Raw genomic sequence first — 18073 nt, 5'->3', positions numbered from 1 at the left:
GCGTGGCCGAGGCGAGCGCGGCGAGGTCGTCGCCGCGGCGGACCAGGCCGTGCAGCAGGGTCGCGGCCCGCGCGTAGTAGCCCTGCGCACCCAGGACGACGGCGGCCAGCCACCGGTCACGCGGCTGAGCGGGCGTGGCGGCCACGGCGAGCCCGGGCTGGTCGCCGAACGCCGCCTGCTCGAGCGTGATCACAGAACTCCCCAGTTTGTCGTGGTAGGCGGCCGCCCACCCCAAGATCCAGCGTATCCGGCAGCACCGACAATTCCCGTGGTTGTCCACAGCCGCACCGGTTGTCCACAGGACACCGTCGAACCCCCGCCAGCGACACCCCCCACCGGTAGACTGGCAAGGCGGGACGCCCCCGGGAACGGGTGGGGGTTGGCATCCGGCCGGATTCGCGTCAGCGGGTCAGTCTGCGATTCGATGTCACGCCTGTCCTCAGCCGGGCGTATTCGCGAAACCGCGGTTCAGGCGTGTGGGGTTCGGTCCTCGGTCGCGGTCAGCCCGCGACCACCAGCGACTCGATCCGGCGAAGGGCATCCGCGAGGTCGTCCAGGCGGTCCACGCGGTCCGGCAGGTCGGTCGTGAACCAGCCTGGGCCGCACGCGAACAGCCGCACGCGCTGCCGCGTCCTCGGCACCTCCTCGAACAGTGCCGACTCCGCGAACCTCGGCAGCTGCGCCCACACCGCGACCGCCGCGGGACCGGTCCGCCGCACGGCCGCCGCCAGTGCGCTCGTCGGCAGCGCCGCCCCCAGCATTAGTGTGCCGATCCCCTCCCTCGCGAGCGCCGCGCGCAGTACATACAGAGGAAGGCTGTGCCGTTCGTCCGGTGCGCAGCACAGGAGCACGGTCCTCGGGTTCCTGGGCGCGGTCACCATCGGGGTCGCGCCGATCATCGCGGCCAGGGTGCACTCGTGGACGAGGTGCTCGACCTCGACGCACTCGCCCGACTGCTCCCACCGGCTCGAGAGCGCGGCCATCACCGGCCGCAGCACGTCGTTCCACACCACGACGACGCCCAGTGCGTCGATGCTGTCGGCGATCAGCTGCTGGATGGCGACCGTGTCCATGGCCATCGCCGCGCGGGACAGGCCAAGCACCGACGCCGAGCGGGTGCTGAACTCGCGCAGCAGCGACGGGCCGCCCTCCCTGGGGGCCACCACCTCCGGCTGCTCGGGCGGTGTCGTCGCACGCAGCGCGTGGAACGCGGCCTCCGCCGGGGTGGCCCCGCGCAGCAGCGCCTGCTGCATCAGTTCCAGCCTGGCGATGTCGTCGTGCGTGTACCTGCGGTGCCTGCCGGTCGTGTGGGCCATCGGCCCGATCCCGTAGCGACGGTCCCAGGTGCGCAACGTCGCGGGCGCCACCCCGAGCCTGCGGGCGACGGCCGCGACCGGAAGGGTCTCCTCGTCCTCCTGCCGTGCCGTCGGGGCGATGACCGCCTCGAGGGCCCGGCGATGATCGCTCACGGACGCCTCCTTCCCCACCATCCCTCCCATCGTCGGGTGAGCACGAGTGTCCGGCAACTGGATCGTCGAACACGCAGCGTGGATGAGATGAACCGATCGGTTGAAATGCCTGACTAATAAGTCGATCACTCTTGAACAAGCTTTGGCGCGGTTCTAGCGTTGGTCCCGCTGCACCGAATGGAGTAGCCGGTAAGTGCGAACAACCGGCAGGGAGGCGGTCACCATGGCGGACACTCGAAGGCTCCCCGGTCCCAACGCGGACGTGTGGGACTGGCAGCTCGAGGGGTCCTGCCGCGGCATGGACAGTGCGTTCTTTTTCCATCCCGACGGTGAACGCGGCCCGGCACGGGCCCGGCGCGAAGCCAGGGCGAAGGCGGTCTGCCAGGCCTGCCCCGTGCTGGAGATGTGCCGGCGCCACGCGCTCGCGGTGCACGAACCGTACGGAATCTGGGGTGGCCTCTCCGAGGGTGAACGGGAGGCCATCATCAAGATGGAGAAGCGCACGCTGGCCGTGGCGAACTAGTGTCCCGCGCCGGAAATCTGGCGCATGATTCGGCGGCCCAGCTTCCCGCTGGCGGCGTTGCCGATCCACCCAAGTACAACCCGGTACGAGGGAGGATCGGCGCCTTGCCAGCAGAAACCTGGATCCACCGACTCACGCACCGCATTTCCGGCGCGGGACACTAGGGACCACGCGAACGGGGAACGCCGCGTTCGGTCGGGGAATGCGACCGAACGCGGCGTTCTCTCGTCTACTGATCCGGCAGAGCGGGATCAGAAGCCCGGGCCGTGCCCGTGCCCATGGCCGTGGCCATGACCGGCGGCCTCCGGCTCCTCTTCCTTCTTCTCGACGATCGACGCCTCGGTGGTGAGCACCATCCGCGCGATCGACGCCGCGTTGGTGACCGCCGACCGGGTGACCTTGACCGGGTCCACGACACCGTCGGCGACCAGGTCGCCGTAGGTCAGCGTCGCCGCGTTGAGGCCGTGGCCCCAGCCAAGCTCCTTGACCTTCGACACCACGACCGCGCCTTCGAGGCCCGCGTTGTTCGCGATCCACGCGAGCGGCGCGGCGAGCGCCTCACGCACGAGCCGCACACCGGTGGCCACGTCACCGGACTGGGCGTCGGCGAGCGCGTCCAGCTCCTTGGCCACATGCACCAGCGTGACACCGCCACCGGGGACGATGCCCTCCTCGACCGCGGCCTTCGTCGCGGCCACCGCGTCCTCGATGCGGTGCTTGCGCTCGGACAGCTCGGTCTCGGTCGCGGCACCGACCTTGATCACCGCGACGCCGCCGGACAGCTTGGCCAGCCGCTCCTGCAGCTTCTCGCGGTCCCAGTCGGAGTCGGTGGCCTCGATCTCGCGGCGGATCAGCTCCGCGCGGCCGGCCACGTCCTCCTTGGTGCCGCCACCCTCGACGAGCGTGGTCTCGTCCTTGGTGATGACCACGCGCCGGGCGGTGCCCAGCACGTCGAGGTCGGCCTCGGACAGCTTCATGCCGATGTCGCTGGAGATGACCGTGCCGCCGGTGACGACGGCCAGGTCGTCCAGGAACGCCTTGCGGCGGTCACCGAAGTACGGGGCCTTGACGGCGACCGCGCGGATCGTCTTGCGGACCGAGTTGACCACCAGCGTGGACAGGGCCTCGCCATCCACGTCCTCGGCGATGATCAGCACCGGCTTGGCGGCCTGCGCGATCTTCTCGAGGATGGGCAGGAGGTCGTTCAGCGAGGAGATCTTTTCCCGGTACAGCAGGATGTAGGTGTCCTCGAGCACGGCCTGCTGGGTCTCGGGGTCGGTCGCGAAGTACCCGGACACGTAGCCCTTGTCGAACTGCACGCCCTCGGTGATGACGAGCTCGGTGGCCATCGTGGAGGACTCCTCCACGGTGATCACACCGTCCTCGCCGACCTTCTCGATGGCCTCGCCGAGCAGTGCGCCGATGGACGCGTCACGGGACGCGACGGTGCCGACCTGGGCGATGTTGTCGCGGCCCTTGACCGGGGTGGCCTTGGCCTTCAGCGTGTCGACGACGGCGTCGGCGGCGAGCTGGATGCCCTGGCCGAGTGCCATCGGGTTGGCGCCAGCGGCGACGTTGCGGATGCCGACCCGCACCATGGCCTGGGCCAGCACGGTGGCCGTCGTAGTGCCGTCACCCGCGACGTCGTTGGTCTTCGTGGCGACGTTCTTCGCGAACTGGGCCCCGAGGTTCTCGAACGAGTCCTCCAGCTCGATCTCGCGCGCGATGGTGACGCCGTCGTTGGTCACGGTCGGGCCGCCGAACTTCTTGGCCAGCACCACGTGCCGGCCACGCGGGCCGAGGGTGACCTTGACCGCGTCGGCGAGCTTGTTCACCCCGCGCTCGAGCGCACGACGAGCGTCCTCGTCGTAGCTGATCTGCTTGGGCATGTCCTACCTTTCTTGGACACACAGCGCCCCGGCACCCCCGGACGGGGGCCACCGGGGCGCTGTGGTGACTAGCGGCAGGCGTCAGTTGACGACGGCCAGCACGTCGCGGGCGGAGAGGATCAAGTAGTCCTCACCGTTGTACTTGACTTCGGTGCCGCCGTACTTGGAGTAGATGACGACGTCGCCGACCGCCACGTCCAGAGGGACGCGGTTGCCGTTGTCGTCTACACGGCCCGGACCCACGGCCAGGACCTTGCCCTCCTGGGGCTTTTCCTTGGCAGTGTCGGGAATAACGAGGCCCGAGGCAGTCGTGGCCTCGGCCTCGCTCGCCTGGACAACGATCTTGTCCTCGAGCGGCTTGATGTTCACGCTCACCGCGATGACCTCCACGGGTCTTTTCTTCGAAAGCGTTGGCAGTTACCTGTCTTGCTATTCGGCTCCTGCCACCCCGCCGTCGCGGGGGTCGGGGCGGTGTCGGTGCCGTACGTTTGGCACTCTACCTACGCGACTGCTAACCGTGCAACGAGGGGGCTAGTCAGTGACGTACCCGCAGCAGGGGGGATACGGGGCACCGCAGGGCAGCGGCTACCCGCCACCACCGCCGCAGAACGGCGGCTACGGCTATCCGCCCCCAGGGCCCGGCGGCTACGGCCAGTACCCGCCGCCCAGGAAGGACAACACCGGCCTCATCATCGGCGTCGCCGGTGCCGTGGTGGTCGCCGTCGTGGCGCTGGTGCTCGTACTCGTCCTGACCGGGGACGACGACTCGCCGTCCAGGGCCGGCGACGGCACGTCCGAGGACTCCGGTCTGCCGGGCGGCATCCCCGGGCCCAACGGGCCGGGCGGCGGCGACTTCGGCGGCTCGAGCGACAGCGACAGCGACAGCGACAGCGACAGCGGCGGTGGGTCCAGCGGTGGCGGCGCGGCCACGCCGGAGGATCTCGCCGACATCGTCGTCGAAGTGATCGAGACGCAAGACGAGGACCTGATCGACGAGCACGCCTGCTCCAGCAGCGCCGCGGACCAGCTGAAGACGGAGCTGACCCGGATCGAGGGCATGGACGTGTCCGCGACCGTCGAGGACGTCCAGGAGTCCGGCGACATCGCGCAGGCCTCGATCGAGATCTCGCTGGGCGGCGAGAAGGAGAGCTTCACGGCCGAGATGGAGAAGGACGGCGACATCTGGTGCGCGTCCGGGATCTAGTGCCTGTCCGATGGATCTTTGCGCGGGGGTCTGGGCCTGACCGACAGTGACCTCAGGGGAACGTGACGGCACCCAGCCACCAGCGATCCGCAGGTATCGCTGGGTCGTTACCAACGCTTTCAATGCCGGGGAGGCGGGCTAGTCACCAACTGATCCTTATCGTCGTAAACTATTGACCGTCGGGGCGGGCGGCACCAGAGTTGCACTGCTTGAGTCGCTCGCCCAGGAGGCCGTCATGTCGAGATCGACGTCCCGCACGATCCTCATCGCCGCAGTCGCGGCCGGTCTAGCCGCCGGCATGTCGACCGCGGCGGCCACCCCGGGTGCCGCGCCACCCACCACCCGGCAGGAGGCCTACGCGGCCGCCGCCGAGGAGTTCGGGGTGCCGGAGAGCGTGCTGCTCGGTGTGTCCTATCTGGAGTCCCGTTGGGACACCAACGCCGGACTGCCCAGCACCAGCGCGGGTTACGGGCCCATGCACCTCACCGACGCCACCGCGGCCAACGCCGGTGGGACCCACCACGACGAGGGTGCCGAGGACCCGCGCGGCGACACGGCGCGGCCCATGCTGCCGCCCGTCGCGGGCGAGAGCGACTTCTCCTCGCCGTCGCTGCGAACCGTCGATGTCGCCGCCGAGCTGACCGGTGTGGACACCGCCACGCTGCGGTCGGACCCGGTGCAGAACATCCGCGGTGGCGCGGCTGTGCTCGCCGGCTACCAGCGTGCGCTCGGCGTCGACAGCGACGCGGCAGGCGACTGGTACGGCGCCGTCGCCAAGTACAGCGGCGCGGCGGACACCGGCTCGGCGCGGACCTTCGCCGACGAGGTGTTCAAGACCATCAACGAAGGCATGTCGCGGGTGACCGACGACGGCCAGCAGGTCCGGCTGCCCGCGACGGCCACCACGGTCAACGCGTCCCAGCTCGGGGACCTTGGTCTCCGGCGGACCGCCGCCGACGAGGCGGAGTGCCCGGCCGACCTCGGGTGCGAGTGGATCCCGGCCCCGTACGAGACGTTCGGCGACGGTGACTACGGCAACCACGACAAGGCGAACCGGCCGACGAGCCAGAAGATCGACTACATCATCATCCACGACACCGAGGGCAGCTACCAGACCACGCTGAACCTGGTGCAGGACCCGACATACGTGAGCTGGCAGTACACGCTGCGGTCGGCCGACGGGCACATCGCGCAGCACGTGAAGGCCAAGGACGTCGCGTGGCAGGCGGGCAACTGGTACATCAACTCGAAGTCGATCGGCCTCGAGCACGAGGGCTTCGCGGCGGACGGCGCCTGGTACACGGAGGCGCTGTACCGGTCGTCGTCGAAGCTGGTGCGGTACCTGGCGGGCAAGTACGGGATTCCGCTTGACCGGCAGCACATCCTGGGCCACGACAACGTGCCGGGGACCATCCCGTCGACCGTCGGGGGCATGCACTGGGACCCGGGCCCGTACTGGGACTGGTCGCACTACTTCGACCTGCTGCGTGCGCCGTTCCGCTCGACCGGGACGCCGCTGACCGGGCTGGCGACGATCAAGCCGGACTACGCGACGAACAAGCCCGCGTTCACCGGTTGCAAGACCGCCGGGCAGCCGTGCGAGCCGCACGGTTCTGGCACGGTCGTGCTGCGCACGGAGCCGCGCGAGGACGCGCCGCTGCTGACCGACATCGCGCTGCACCCGGACGGGTCGCCGGGCACGATGCACATCTCGGACCACTCCGCCCGCGGCGAGACGGGCCAGACGTTCGCGATCGCCGAGCGGCGCGGCGAGTGGGTCGCGGTGTGGTACCTGGGCCAGAAGGGCTGGCTCAAGAAGTCCGACGCCGTGTGGTCGGCAGGTTTCGTTGCCACGCCGAAGAAGGGCCGCGAGAGTGTGCCGGTCTACGGACGGGCGTACCCGGAGGCCGCCGCCTACCCGGAGGGCATCGCGCCGCAGGCGGTGACGCCGCTGCAGTACACGCTGGCCACGGGACAGAAGTACGCGGTGGGCCTGGTGACGCCGTCGGAGTACTACTGGGCCGTCACGTATGACGCGACGAACCACACCGTGGTGCGCGGGCAGACGAAGTACCTGCAGATCCAGTTCGGCCACCGCGTGGCGTTCGTGAACGTCGACGACGTGGACGTGCGGCTGTCGTTCATGTGATCTGGGGTCGGCCTCCGGCCCCCGGTTTCCACGCTACGGCAAGGCACCGACATTCCCTCGCGGTGAGGGGCGGTTGTCCACAGGCCGGTTGGTCGTCCACAGAGGTGGGCGCCGACGGTCGCGAGTGGACTTCCGTGTCGGTGCCATGCCGTAGCGTCGTTCGAGGGGGCCGGAGGCCAGACCGAACCAGTCGAGCGGGCGGTCCTCAGCTGCCCGCGGGCAGGTCCTCCAGCGACACCGGCACGGCAAAGGGCGGCCTGCTGGTGCCGCTGATCCGATAGCGGCCCCATGTGTCCGGATCGGACAGCAACCCCTCCGCCGAGCCGTGCGGTGTCCGCAGCACGGCCGTCGGCTTGCGGCCCCCGGCCTTCTCCGTCACGTCGGCGTGCCGCTGGATCCGTCCGTACCAGTGGTAGCGGCCGTCGACGGGCTCGAAGTTGCCGCGGAGCGTGACGGTCACCAGCAACTCGGCACCGTCCAACTCCAGTGTGGCCTCGCCCGTGTAGCCGTCCTCGTCGCTCACGCCATCATGTTACCCGAAGTAACACCGGAGATTCAGACCGAAACCGTGCCGACCGGCAGGCCCGGATTCGCCGACAGGTCCAAGGACGACGGCCGCACCCCGGCCTTCACCAGGTGCGCGCCGAGGGCCGCGATCATCGCGCCGTTGTCGGTGCACAGCCTGGGGCGCGGCACCCGCAGCGCGATCCCGGCCTCCGCGCACCGCTGCGCCGCCAGTGTGGACAGCCGCGAGTTCGCCGCGACCCCGCCGGACACGACCATCGTGTCGATGCCCAGTTCGGTCGCCGCGCGCACGGCCTTCGCGGTCAGCACGTCCGCGACCGCCTCCTGGAAGGACGCCGCCACGTCGTCGACCGGGATCTCCTTGCCGTCGCGGGCCTCGACCCACCGGGCGACCGCGGTTTTCAGGCCAGAGAACGAGAAGTCGAACCGTGCGTCCCGTGGGCCCGTCAGGCCGCGAGGGAAGCGGATCGCGTCCGGGTTGCCTCGGCGGGCCGCCTTGTCGATCGGCGGGCCGCCCGGATATGGGAGACCGAGGATGCGGGCGACCTTGTCGTACGCCTCGCCCGCCGCGTCGTCGATGGTCGAGCCGATCTCGGTGATCTTCGTGGCAAGGTCGTCGACCCGCAGCAGCTGCGTGTGTCCACCCGAGACGAGCAGCGCGAGGCACGGCGACGGCAGCGGGCCGTGCTCGAGCGTGTCCGCCGCGACGTGGCCTGGCAAGTGGTTCGCGCCGTACAGGGGCACGTTCAGCGCCGCCGAGTACGCCTTCGCCGCCGACACCCCCACCAGCAGCGCGCCTGCGAGACCGGGGCCGCACGTCACGGCGATCGCGTCCACGTCCGACAACTCGAGTGACGCCGCCGCGAACGCGCGGGTCACCGACGGCACCAGCGCCTCAAGGTGCGCGCGGGACGCGACCTCCGGCACGACGCCGCCGAACCGGGCGTGCTGGTCGACGCTGGACGCCACCTCGTCCGCCAGCAAGGTCAGCGCACCGTCGGACTCGATACGGACGATGCCGATGCCGGTCTCGTCGCAGGAACTCTCGATGCCGAGCACGATCGTCATGTGGCCTCCTCGGCGACCCGCGCTGGGCGTGCCATGGTGTACGCGTCGGCGCCGGACGGCCAGTAGTACCGGCGCCGCATTCCGATCCTGGTGAAGCCGTGCGCCTCGTACAGGCCGATCGCGACCTCGTTGTCGGTGCGCACCTCGAGGTACACGGGGGCGGCGACCGCGTCGGCGCGCGCGAGCAGCGCACGCAGCAACGCCTTGCCGATGCCCTTGCCGTGCCACTCCGGGTCGACGCCGATCGTGTGCACGTTCGCCTCGGCGTCGGCGGGGCCGCCGAACACGGAGATCCCCGCGTAGCCGACGAGCCCGGCCGGGTCCGCGTACGCGCCGACGTAATGGTGGCCCGCGGCCAGCTCGGCCTGGAACGCGGACTCGCGCCATGGGTCGTCGCCGGGGAACAGGATGGCCTCCAGCTCGGCGCATCGCGCGAGATCCCTGCCGCGCAAGGGCTCCAGCCGGAACGTCACGACGAGGTCACCCGTTTGCGGGCACCCGGCTCGGTCGCGTCCGGGCGGCGGAGATACATGGGCACGAACGGACGCGGCTTGGCGCCCGCCAGCACGTCGTCGCGCGCGACGCGGGCGAGGCCGAGCGGCGTCGGGTACTCCTGGCCGGTGTGCGGCAGGCCCAGGTCGTAGAGGGTGGCGCCGTTGCCTGCCACCCGCTCGACCGCCAGCGACGGGATCTTCGCGACCACGTCCGAGGGCTTGTCGACCGACGGGCCGGTCACCCGCTTGCCCTCGGCGTCGTACACCGCCCAGTAGATCTCCTTGCGGCGCGCGTCGGAGGCGACCAGCAGCGGGCCACTCGACTCGGCGGCGATGGCGTCGAGCGTGCACACCGGGTACACGGGCCTGCGCAGCGCCTGCCCCAGCGCGGCCGCGGTGGCCATGCCCGCGCGCAGCCCGGTGAACGGTCCCGGCCCGATGCCGCAGACGATCGCGTCGACGTCGGCGAACGTGTGGTCCGCCTCCTTCAGCGCGGCGATGATGTGCGGCGTCAGCAGCTCGCCGTGGGCCTTGGCGTCGACCGTGACGCACCGGGCCAGGACAAGCGTTTCCTCGACCTTCACGACCCCGGCGGTGACCGCGGGGGTCGCGGTGTCGACAGCGATGACCAGCACAGCCACCAAGAGTAGGGCGTGTCCGACGGATCGCAGCGCACGGGTTGACACTGCCCAGCCCCCAGCCACCACCAAGTCCGGGGAGGCGGACCAGGGCCGCCCCATTGATCTTTGTGCGAAGGTCCGGGCCTGACCAACAGCGACCTCAGGGGAACGTGACGTCACCCAGCCACCAACCACCCACGGTCCGCAGCAGGCGCTGGGTCCACACCAACACTTTCAATGCCGGGGAGGCGGACTAGCGACGTCACCCATCCACCAACCACCCACGGTCCGCGACTGTCGCTGGGTCGAGACCAACGCCGTTAATGCCGGGGAGGCGGATTGTGCCAGCGTTCCAGTACGCCGGGGAGGTCGGTCAGGCGCTGGATGACGGCGTCGGGCTCCACGTCGACGGGCACCTTCTGGTACTCCGGGATGTCGCTGTGCGGCACCCACACGGCACGCATGCCGACCGACTTGGCGCCGGAGATGTCGTCGTAGAGCCGGTCACCGACGTACACGCAGTCGGCCGGGTCGTCCACGCCGACCGCACGCATCGCGGCGAGGAACGCCTCCGCGTGGGGCTTCGTGTACGTGAGGTCCGAGCTCCACACCAGCGCGTCGAACAGGTGCAGCACGCCGTCGCGGCGCAGCACCTCCTCGTGCCACTCCCTCGGCCACGGCGTCGACGACAGGACCCCGAGCCGCAATCCCTGTGCCTTCAACGCGGACACGGTCGGCTCGACATCGGGGTCGGTGTAGGTCGACGGATCCCAGAACGTGCGATAGGCGGCAAGGCCGTCGTCGTGGTGCGGCGCGCCCGCCGCGGCGAGGACCTGCGCGAGCGTGAATGCCTTGTGGTGGTCACGCGCGACGGTCCAGTGCTCCTCCTCCGCGGTCACGATGGCCTGCGCGACTCTCGCGGCCTGGGCCGCATCACCTGGATGGAGATGGTCCGCGTAGCTGCGCCAAGCGGCTACGTAATCGACGGGATACCAGGGGGTGAGCGTGCCACCCCAATCAAAGATCACCGCACGCATACTCTCCAGACTACGTCGACCAGCGCTTTTCCCAAGAGCCTGACGGAGTCACCTCTGCGAGCCGAGAATCGTCCTCCCGGCGGATCAAGTTCACGAGAAGGTGGTCCTCGGACAGCCGTGTGCCTGGTTCGCCCCATTCGATGACGACCGCGGCTTCCACCAGTTCGGTGTCCAGGTCCAGGTCGTCGAGCTGCGCGAGATCATCGCCGAGCCGGTAGGCGTCCACGTGCACGAGCGGGATGCCCCGCCCGCCCTTGGCCGGGCGGTGCTCGCGAGCGATGATGAAAGTGGGCGAACTCACTCTTCCCTCGACGCCAAGACCTTCCGCGATGCCCTTCGCCAGGACCGTCTTGCCCGCACCGAGCGGACCGGTCAGCAGCACCAGGTCACCGGGTTCGAGCATCGTCGCGATCTGCCTGCCGAACCGCAGGGTGTCGCTTTCCGTGAGAAGTTCCACACTCATCCTCGCTGCCACCACCGTCGCCTGCCGCCCTCCCGCCCGTACGCGCACCGCTGCAGCAGCATCACGAGGTGGTCGTTGACCGTTTGCGCTTCTTCGAGCATCACCATGTGCCCCGCCCCAGGCACCCGCACCAGTTCGGCGTCGGGCAGTTCGAACGCGATCCGCTCCGCGTGCGAGAACTGGGTCATCCGGTCCGCGTCACCGCCGCACACCAGCACGTGCGTGTGCTTGAGACCCGCGAGCGCGGCGTACCGGTTGTGGGTGCCGAGGGTGGCGATGAAGTCGGCCAGCACCCGCACGGGGTTGGCGTCGATCAGCTCCATCGTGAGGTCCACGAGCGCCGGGTCGACGTCCTTCGAACCGAACGCCAGCGACCGCACCGCCCTGCGCGTGAGCTGCCCGCCCGCGGCGCGCACGAACTGGACCATGCCGGGCTGCCAGTCGGCGAGCTTGCCGAGGTTGCGGGTCACCGGGTTGTAGCGGGACAACAGCGGCCGCGGCAGGCCGCGTTTGCCGACCTCACCGGCGGAGGTGCCGATGAACGCGACCCCGTACACCTGCTCCTCGAACAGTTCCGGGCGCAGCTCCGCGAGCGCCATGATCGTCATGCCGCCCATGGAATGGCCGACGAGCACGACCGGCCCTTCGACCTTGCTCAGCACCTCGCCGAGGTCGCGGCCGAGCCGGTCGATCGTGCTGGACGCCTCGTTCGCGCGACCGGAGCGGCCGTGGCTGCGGTGGTCGTACAGGACCTGCCGGACCCGTGGCTCGGTGAGGCGGGCCAGCGCCTTGCGCTGGAAGTGCCACGAGCGGCGGTCGAGCGCGAACCCGTGCACGAACACCACGGTCAGCTCGGGCTTGCCACCGTCGGCCGGGTCGACCTCCTCGACGGACAGCGAGATGCCGTCGTCGGTGATCACCGTGTACTCGCGGTCGGGCGGGAGGCCGCCGAGCTTGTCCGGCGGCTGCGCGTGGTCGTGCTTGCGGCGCGCCACCCCGACCGCGATGGCCGTGCCCGCGGCGGCGACGCCGATGGCGCCACCGATGATCGCGCCGACCTTCCTGGAAACCGTCACCGGTAGCTCCGCGCGACCCGGGGGCGGTACATGCCGGTGACGATCTCGTAGTCGATGGTGCCGAGCGTGTCCGCCCACTCGGTGGCGGTCGGCTCGCCGAGGGAGCCCGCGCCGAACAGGACGACCTCCTCGCCCGGCGCGACCACGTCGTCACCACAGTCGACGACGATCTGGTCCATGCAGACACGGCCGACGATCGGGCGGCGGCGGCCCGCGAGGAAGACGTCCATGCGGTTGGACAGTGCGCGGGAGACACCGTCGGCGTACCCGACGGGGACGAGCGCGAGCGTGGTGTCGCGGCCGGTCGTCCACGTCTGTCCATAGGAGACCGACTCGCCGGCGCCGATCCGTTTGGTGAGCGCGACCGACGACCGGAACGTCATGGCGGGACGCAGATTCTCCTGGTACGGCAAGGGGTTCAGCCCGTACATGGCGATGCCGACGCGGACCATGTCGAAGTGCAGGTCGGGCCGGTCGAGCGTGGCGGCCGAGTTCGCGAGGTGGCGCAGGGGATGCAGGCCGGCCGCCGCGGCGACCTCGTAGGCGTCGGCGAAGCGGGCCGCCTGCCGGTCGTTGGCGGGGTGACCCGGCTCGTCGGCGCAGGCGAGATGCGACCAGACGGCGACGACCTCGAGGTGCCCGCCCGCCTGCGCTTTCGCCGCGCTGTCAACGAGATCGGGCCAGTCGTGGGGCTGACAGCCGTTGCGGGACAGGCCGGTGTCGATCTTCAGGTGCACGCGGGCGGTCCTGCCTGTCCTCCGTGCTCCGTCGACGATCGCGGCCAGCTCGCGGACGCTGGACGCGGACAGGTCGATGTCGGCCGCCACGCCCGGCGCGAGGTCGGTCTCGGGGACGTCGAGCCAGCTGAGGACGCGGGCGGTGATGCCGCCGTCGCGGAGGTCGAGCGCCTCGGCGAGGGAACAGGAGCCGAGCCAGGTGGCGCCTGCCTCGAGTGCGGCGCGGGCGACGGGGAGTGCGCCGTGGCCGTAGCCGTCGGCCTTGACCACGGCCATCGTCGCCGCACCGGGTGCCCTGGCGGCCAGGAGCGCGACGTTGTGCCGGATGGCGTCGAGGTCGATGACCACCTCGGCCCTTGGCAATGGCTGATCAGGCATGACGATGTTCATCGTCGCACAGCGCAGGAACCGGCCGGGTCGCGTGCCGCGCGGATGGCGTCCGGGATCGCATGAAGGATCACCGATGCCGGTGCGGGTGCGCCGCCGGCCGCCAGTTCGGCCGCCCGGACATGCATCCACGCCGCACAGCCCGCCGCCAGCCACGGGTCGAGGCCGCTCGCCAGCAGCGCGCCGACCATGCCGGTCAGCACGTCCCCGGAACCGGGGGTCGCCAGCCAGGACGACGTGGCCGCGTTCACCAGCGTGCGGCCGTCCGGGGCGGCGACCACGGTGGCGTTGCCCTTCAGCAGCACCACCACGTCCAGCCGCTTCGCCAGTGCCCGCGCCGCCGCCACCCGGTCGGTGCCCAGGTCGATGCCGAGGGGACCCGCGATGCGTGCGAACTCGCGGTCGTGCGGGGTCAGCACCACCGGCGCGTCCGGGTCGCGTGCGTCCCACAGCGACGGCGTCGACGCCAGCAGCGTGATCCCGTCGGCGTCCACGCAGACCGGGACCGAGTCCGAGAACACAGCCGTGAGGACGTCCCTGCCCGCCTGCCCGGTCCCCAGGCCAGGGCCCACGACCCACGCCTGCACCCGGCCGGCGTCATCGACCGTGCCCGTCGTGATCACTTCCGGCCAGCGGCCGCGCACCTCGTCGGCCGCCCAGCCCGCGTACCGGACCATGCCCGAGGTCGCCAGCACGGCCGCGCCCGACGTCAGGACGGCCGCGCCCGGATAGGTCGCCGAACCGGCCGCGACACCCGTGACACCCTGCGTGTACTTGTCGTCCGAGGGCCCCGGCACCCGCCACGCGTAGGCGACGTCGTCGGTCTCCAGCGCGATCAGGTCCGGTTCCGGCAGCTCGGGGCCCAGGCCGATGTCGACCAGCCGAACCTCGCCGCAGTGCTCGATGTTGAGCACGTGCACCGGTTTGCGCGCACCGAACGTCACCGTCACGTCCGCCCGCACCGAGGGGCCGTCGACCGCACCCGTGTCCGGGTCGACGCCGCTCGGCAGGTCCACCGCCACGATCGGGGCACTGACCCGTGCGACCAGCTCGGCGGCGGCGGGCCGCAGCGGGCCGCGCCCGGCCAGGCCGACGATGCCGTCGATCACCACGTCCGGGTCACCGAGCTCGCCGGTGACCCGGCCACCCGCGTTCTTCAGCGCGGCAAGGCCCTCGGCATGCGCGCGGTCGGGTGCCAGCAGCACCGCCGTCACCGCCACAGAACGCCGCCGCAGGAAGGCGCCGGCCCACAACGCGTCGCCGCCGTTGTTGCCCGCGCCGACCAGCAGCGTCACCCGGCGGCCTGCCGTGCCACCCGTCATGGCACGCAGCAGGTCGGCCACCACGGTGGCGAGACCGAACGCCGCCTTCCGCATCAGCGCGCCATCGGGGGTGCGCGCCAGCAGCCGGTCCTCCGCGGCCCTGACCTGCTCTGTCGTCCACACCCCCAGCACGGGCTACTCCACCGTCACGGACTTGGCGAGGTTGCGCGGCTTGTCCACGTCGTAGCCGCGGGACCGCGCGATCTCCGCGGACAGCACCTGCAGCGGCACCGTCGCGACCAGCGGCTGCAGCAGCGTCGGCACGGCCGGGATCTCGATCAGCTCGTCCGCGAACGGCCGGACCGTCTCGTCGCCCTCTTCCGCCAGCACGATCGTGCGGGCGCCGCGCGCCTGGATCTCCGAGATGTTCGACACCATCTTGGCGTGCAGCACGGCCCGGCCCTTGGGCGACGGCATCACGATGACCACCGGCAGACCCTCTTCGATCAGCGCGATCGGCCCGTGCTTCAGCTCACCCGCCGCGAAACCCTCGGCGTGCATGTACGCGAGCTCCTTGAGCTTGAGCGCACCCTCGAGCGCGACCGGGTAGCCGACGTGGCGGCCGAGGAACAGCACCGCCTTCGAGTCGGCCAGCGACCGGCCCAGCTCACGGACCCGCTCGACCGTGCCCAGCACCTTCGCCACGGCCGCCGGCATGGCCTCCAGCTCGTGGAACTCGCGGGCGATCTCGTCGGAGTACTTGGTGCCGCGGGCCTGCGCGAGCGCGAGCCCGACCAGCAGGTTCGCGGCGATCTGCGCGAGGAACGCCTTGGTCGACGCGACCCCGATCTCCGGCCCGGCGTGCGTGTACAGCACGGCGTCGGACTCCCTCGGGATCTGCGCGCCGTTGGTGTTGCAGACGGCCAGCACGCGGGCCTTCTGATCACGCGCGTGCCGCACGGCCTCGAGGGTGTCGGCGGTCTCGCCGGACTGCGACACGGCCACGACCAGCGTCGCGCGGTCCAGCACCGGGTCGCGGTAGCGGAACTCGCTCGCCAGCTCCACCTCGACGGGCAGGCGCGTCCAGTGCTCGATGGCGTACTTGGCGACCAGGCCGGAGTGGTAGGCGCTGCCGCACGCGACCACGAAGACCTTGTCGACGTCGCGGAGGTCCTGGTCGGTCATGCGCTGCTCGTCGAGGATGATGCGGCCGTCGACGAAGTGGCCGCGCAGCGTGTCGGCGAGCGCCGTCGGCTGCTCCTCGATCTCCTTGAGCATGAAGAACTCGTGGCCGCCCTTCTCGGCGGCCGACAGGTCCCAGTCGACGTGGAACGGGCGGGCCGGCGCTTCCTCGCCGTAGAAGTCGGTCACCTGGTAGCCGTCGCGGTTGATCGTGATGACCTGGTCCTGGCCCAGCTCGACCGCGTCGCGCGTGTACTCGATGAACGCGGCCACGTCGGACGCGACGAAGGTCTCACCCTCGCCGACCCCGACCACCAGCGGCGAGGACCGGCGAGCGGCGACGATCATGTCCGGCTCGTCGACGTGCGTGACGACCAGCGTGAACGCGCCGGACAGGCGCAGGCAGACGCCCCGCAGGCTGGCGGCGAGATCGCCCTTGGTCGGCCCGTCCGCGTAGGCACGGGCGACGAGGTGGGCGACGGTCTCGGTGTCGGTGTCGCTGGTCAGCTCGACACCGTCGGCCTCAAGCTCGGCACGCAGCGCGGCGAAGTTCTCGATGATGCCGTTGTGCACCACGGCGACCCGGTTGGTGGCGTCCCGGTGAGGGTGCGCGTTGCGGTCCACTGGCGGCCCGTGGGTGGCCCAGCGGGTGTGTCCCATGCCCGCGGTGCCCGTGAACTTGTCCCTGCCGACCTCGTCGAGGCGGTTCTCGAGGTTGGCGAGCCTGCCGGCCTTCCGCTCCACCGCGAGGCTCCCCGGCCCGGTCACCATGGCGACGCCCGCAGAGTCGTACCCGCGGTACTCAAGGCGTCGCAGCCCGTCGACCACGACGTCGAGGGCCTGCCGGTGCCCCACGTATCCCACGATTCCGCACATGCCGAAGAGGCTATCCCGCCGCGCCGACAGGGGCGCCGGGTCCCGTGGACGCTAGGGTCCTGCCATGGCGTCGTCCAAGCCCAAGCACCTGCTGGAGGAACTGACCCACCGCGGCCCGCACCAGGTGCTGCGCGGGGACCTCGCGCTGATCGGGCTGCCAGGGCTGGTGTTCACCCCCCGGTCCGGTCTCGGGCTGCCCGCGCTCGCGTTCGGGCACGGGTGGCTGCAGCCGCCGTCGCGGTACCTTGGGCTGTTCCGGCACCTGGCGTCGTGGGGCATCGTCGTCGCGGCGCCCGGCACGCAGCGGGGCCCGCTGGGTTCCGCGCGCCTGTTCGCCGCCGACCTGCGGACCGCGCTGGACGTGTGCGTCGGCGTGCGGCTCGGTGAGGGCGACATCAGCATCGACCAGTCGAAACTCGCGCTCGCGGGCCACTCGACGGGCGCGGGCGCGGCGGTGCTGGCCGCCGCCGATGACACGCGGGTGCGTGCGGTGGCGACCATGGCCGCGTCGCAGACCAAGCCGTTCGCGACCGACGCCGCCGCGCGGTGCGCGATGCCGTCGCTGCATCTCGCGGGCGGCGCGGACCTGGTGGCGCCGCCGGTGGGACATTCACGGCTGATCGCGGCGAACTGGGGTGGCGAGGCGCAGCTGCGGGTGCTGCCGAAGGTGGACCACATGGGGTTCGCCGAGGGCAGGCACTGGACCGGGATGCTGATCCCTGGCTCGTCCAACCACGGCGCGCTGCGGTTGTCGCGGGCGCTGCTGACGGCGTTCTTCCTGGTCCACCTGGCTGGCGAGGACCGATTCCGCCCGCTGCTTGAGTCGGACGTCAAGGGCGCCCCCATCGAGGACACGACCGAACTGGTGGCCTGAGTGCGGGGAGGGCAGGTGCCCTCCCCGCGAACTCCGCTACCGCTTCGGGGCCTTCGCCGGCTTCTCCGCCGGGTCGCGGCCGACGACACCGCTGAAGTTGGCGGCCGGGTCCTGGTCTTCGAAGATCGAACCCGTCGTGCGCCACTTGCTCTGCCGGGCCTGGTCGCCGCCGCCCTGGCCACCGCCGCCGCCCATGCCACCCATCGGCATGCCGCCCGCGGGGGCACCGCCCTGGCCA

17 protein-coding genes and 2 pseudogenes are annotated in these 18073 nt (G+C 71.0%); 4 read left to right on the top strand and 15 right to left on the bottom strand.

Annotated elements, in window-relative coordinates; genetic code table 11:
* Both WBA97_RS10030 and WBA97_RS10025 read right to left on the bottom strand, forming a co-directional pair.
* Window positions 1-193 (bottom strand): annotated as a pseudogene (locus WBA97_RS10030) (hypothetical protein); the annotation flags it as partial.
* Between the two features lie 307 nt (window positions 194-500).
* Window positions 501-1469 (bottom strand): MerR family transcriptional regulator, encoded by a 969-nt coding sequence (locus WBA97_RS10025; RefSeq protein WP_424230460.1) that lies wholly within the window; start codon window positions 1467-1469, stop codon window positions 501-503.
* A 223-nt stretch (window positions 1470-1692) separates the two neighbouring features.
* On the opposite strand from WBA97_RS10025, the gene WBA97_RS10020 reads away from it, so the two are divergent.
* The gene (locus WBA97_RS10020) at window positions 1693-1992 is read left to right on the top strand and encodes a WhiB family transcriptional regulator (RefSeq protein WP_424230459.1); all 300 of its coding nucleotides are present in this window, start codon (window positions 1693-1695) and stop codon (window positions 1990-1992) included.
* 251 nt (window positions 1993-2243) lie between these two features.
* On the opposite strand, the gene groL is transcribed toward WBA97_RS10020, so the two are convergent.
* Together groL and groES are read right to left on the bottom strand one after the other, a co-directional pair.
* Window positions 2244-3881 (bottom strand): chaperonin GroEL, encoded by a 1638-nt coding sequence (gene groL / locus WBA97_RS10015; protein WP_424230458.1) that lies wholly within the window; start codon window positions 3879-3881, stop codon window positions 2244-2246.
* Between the two features lie 81 nt (window positions 3882-3962).
* The gene (gene groES, locus WBA97_RS10010) at window positions 3963-4256 is read right to left on the bottom strand and encodes a co-chaperone GroES (protein WP_424230461.1); all 294 of its coding nucleotides are present in this window, start codon (window positions 4254-4256) and stop codon (window positions 3963-3965) included.
* A gap of 163 nt (window positions 4257-4419) precedes the next feature.
* Here groES and WBA97_RS10005 point away from each other — a divergent pair, with 163 nt between their 5' ends.
* Together WBA97_RS10005 and WBA97_RS10000 are read left to right on the top strand one after the other, a co-directional pair.
* Window positions 4420-5085, top strand: a complete 666-nt coding sequence (locus WBA97_RS10005) for a hypothetical protein (RefSeq protein WP_424230457.1) — start codon at window positions 4420-4422, stop codon at window positions 5083-5085.
* Between the two features lie 235 nt (window positions 5086-5320).
* Complete coding sequence (locus WBA97_RS10000) at window positions 5321-7234, top strand: N-acetylmuramoyl-L-alanine amidase (protein ID WP_424230456.1); 1914 nt, start codon at window positions 5321-5323, stop codon at window positions 7232-7234.
* A gap of 205 nt (window positions 7235-7439) precedes the next feature.
* On the opposite strand, the gene WBA97_RS09995 is transcribed toward WBA97_RS10000, so the two are convergent.
* The 10 genes from WBA97_RS09995 to glmS form a co-directional block, all read right to left on the bottom strand.
* Entirely contained in the window at window positions 7440-7757 is a 318-nt protein-coding gene (locus WBA97_RS09995; RefSeq protein ID WP_424230455.1) for a DUF4873 domain-containing protein, read from the bottom strand.
* Between the two features lie 32 nt (window positions 7758-7789).
* Window positions 7790-8827 carry a tRNA (adenosine(37)-N6)-threonylcarbamoyltransferase complex transferase subunit TsaD gene (gene tsaD, locus WBA97_RS09990; RefSeq protein WP_424230454.1) on the bottom strand — a complete coding sequence of 346 codons (1038 nt, stop codon included), beginning with the start codon at window positions 8825-8827 and terminating at the stop codon, window positions 7790-7792.
* On the bottom strand, window positions 8824-9300 hold the full coding sequence (gene rimI, locus WBA97_RS09985; RefSeq protein WP_424230453.1) for a ribosomal protein S18-alanine N-acetyltransferase: 477 nt from the start codon (window positions 9298-9300) through the stop codon (window positions 8824-8826). The genes tsaD and rimI overlap by 4 nt, the downstream gene beginning before the upstream one ends.
* Window positions 9297-9956 carry a tRNA (adenosine(37)-N6)-threonylcarbamoyltransferase complex dimerization subunit type 1 TsaB gene (gene tsaB / locus WBA97_RS09980; protein WP_424230452.1) on the bottom strand — a complete coding sequence of 220 codons (660 nt, stop codon included), beginning with the start codon at window positions 9954-9956 and terminating at the stop codon, window positions 9297-9299. Before tsaB ends, rimI begins: the two co-directional genes overlap by 4 nt.
* 305 nt (window positions 9957-10261) lie before the next feature.
* Complete coding sequence (locus WBA97_RS09975; RefSeq protein WP_424230451.1) at window positions 10262-10978, bottom strand: HAD family hydrolase; 717 nt, start codon at window positions 10976-10978, stop codon at window positions 10262-10264.
* 10 nt (window positions 10979-10988) lie between these two features.
* Entirely contained in the window at window positions 10989-11441 is a 453-nt protein-coding gene (gene tsaE / locus WBA97_RS09970; protein ID WP_424230450.1) for a tRNA (adenosine(37)-N6)-threonylcarbamoyltransferase complex ATPase subunit type 1 TsaE, read from the bottom strand.
* On the bottom strand, window positions 11438-12517 hold the full coding sequence (locus WBA97_RS09965; protein WP_424230449.1) for an alpha/beta fold hydrolase: 1080 nt from the start codon (window positions 12515-12517) through the stop codon (window positions 11438-11440). Before WBA97_RS09965 ends, tsaE begins: the two co-directional genes overlap by 4 nt.
* Window positions 12514-13632: an alanine racemase gene (gene alr / locus WBA97_RS09960; protein WP_424230448.1), complete on the bottom strand. Its 1119-nt coding sequence runs from the start codon at window positions 13630-13632 to the stop codon at window positions 12514-12516. The genes WBA97_RS09965 and alr overlap by 4 nt, the downstream gene beginning before the upstream one ends.
* Before the next feature lie 8 nt (window positions 13633-13640).
* Window positions 13641-15095, bottom strand: coding sequence for an NAD(P)H-hydrate dehydratase (locus WBA97_RS09955; protein ID WP_424230447.1), 1455 nt, complete (start codon window positions 15093-15095; stop codon window positions 13641-13643).
* Window positions 15096-15098: 3 nt separating this feature from the next.
* Entirely contained in the window at window positions 15099-16961 is a 1863-nt protein-coding gene (gene glmS / locus WBA97_RS09950; protein WP_424230446.1) for a glutamine--fructose-6-phosphate transaminase (isomerizing), read from the bottom strand.
* A gap of 64 nt (window positions 16962-17025) precedes the next feature.
* Between glmS and WBA97_RS09945 the strand changes: the two genes are divergently transcribed.
* Window positions 17026-17835, top strand: a complete 810-nt coding sequence (locus tag WBA97_RS09945) for a dienelactone hydrolase family protein (RefSeq protein WP_424230445.1) — start codon at window positions 17026-17028, stop codon at window positions 17833-17835.
* 36 nt (window positions 17836-17871) lie between these two features.
* Here the strand turns inward: WBA97_RS09945 and WBA97_RS09940 are convergent.
* Window positions 17872-18073 (bottom strand): annotated as a pseudogene (locus tag WBA97_RS09940) (hypothetical protein); the annotation flags it as partial.

The organism is Actinophytocola sp., from assembly GCF_049647105.1.
In the GTDB taxonomy this organism is placed as follows: Bacteria; Actinomycetota; Actinomycetes; order Mycobacteriales; family Pseudonocardiaceae; genus Actinophytocola.
Note: the sequence above shows the minus strand (reverse complement) of the source record. Positions and strands in the feature narration are given on the sequence as shown.

Bases quoted from the DNA above. Each gene is read 5' to 3' on its own strand.
- tsaD (WP_424230454.1), bottom strand. From the start codon at position 8,827: ATGACGATCGTGCTCGGCATCGAGAGTTCCTGCGACGAGACCGGCATC.
- WBA97_RS10000 (WP_424230456.1), top strand. From the start codon at position 5,321: ATGTCGAGATCGACGTCCCGCACGATCCTCATCGCCGCAGTCGCGGCC.
- alr (WP_424230448.1), bottom strand. From the start codon at position 13,632: ATGCCTGATCAGCCATTGCCAAGGGCCGAGGTGGTCATCGACCTCGAC.
- WBA97_RS09975 (WP_424230451.1), bottom strand. From the start codon at position 10,978: ATGCGTGCGGTGATCTTTGATTGGGGTGGCACGCTCACCCCCTGGTAT.
- WBA97_RS10020 (WP_424230459.1), top strand. From the start codon at position 1,693: ATGGCGGACACTCGAAGGCTCCCCGGTCCCAACGCGGACGTGTGGGAC.
- WBA97_RS09945 (WP_424230445.1), top strand. From the start codon at position 17,026: ATGGCGTCGTCCAAGCCCAAGCACCTGCTGGAGGAACTGACCCACCGC.
- glmS (WP_424230446.1), bottom strand. From the start codon at position 16,961: ATGTGCGGAATCGTGGGATACGTGGGGCACCGGCAGGCCCTCGACGTC.
- groL (WP_424230458.1), bottom strand. From the start codon at position 3,881: ATGCCCAAGCAGATCAGCTACGACGAGGACGCTCGTCGTGCGCTCGAG.
- tsaE (WP_424230450.1), bottom strand. From the start codon at position 11,441: ATGAGTGTGGAACTTCTCACGGAAAGCGACACCCTGCGGTTCGGCAGG.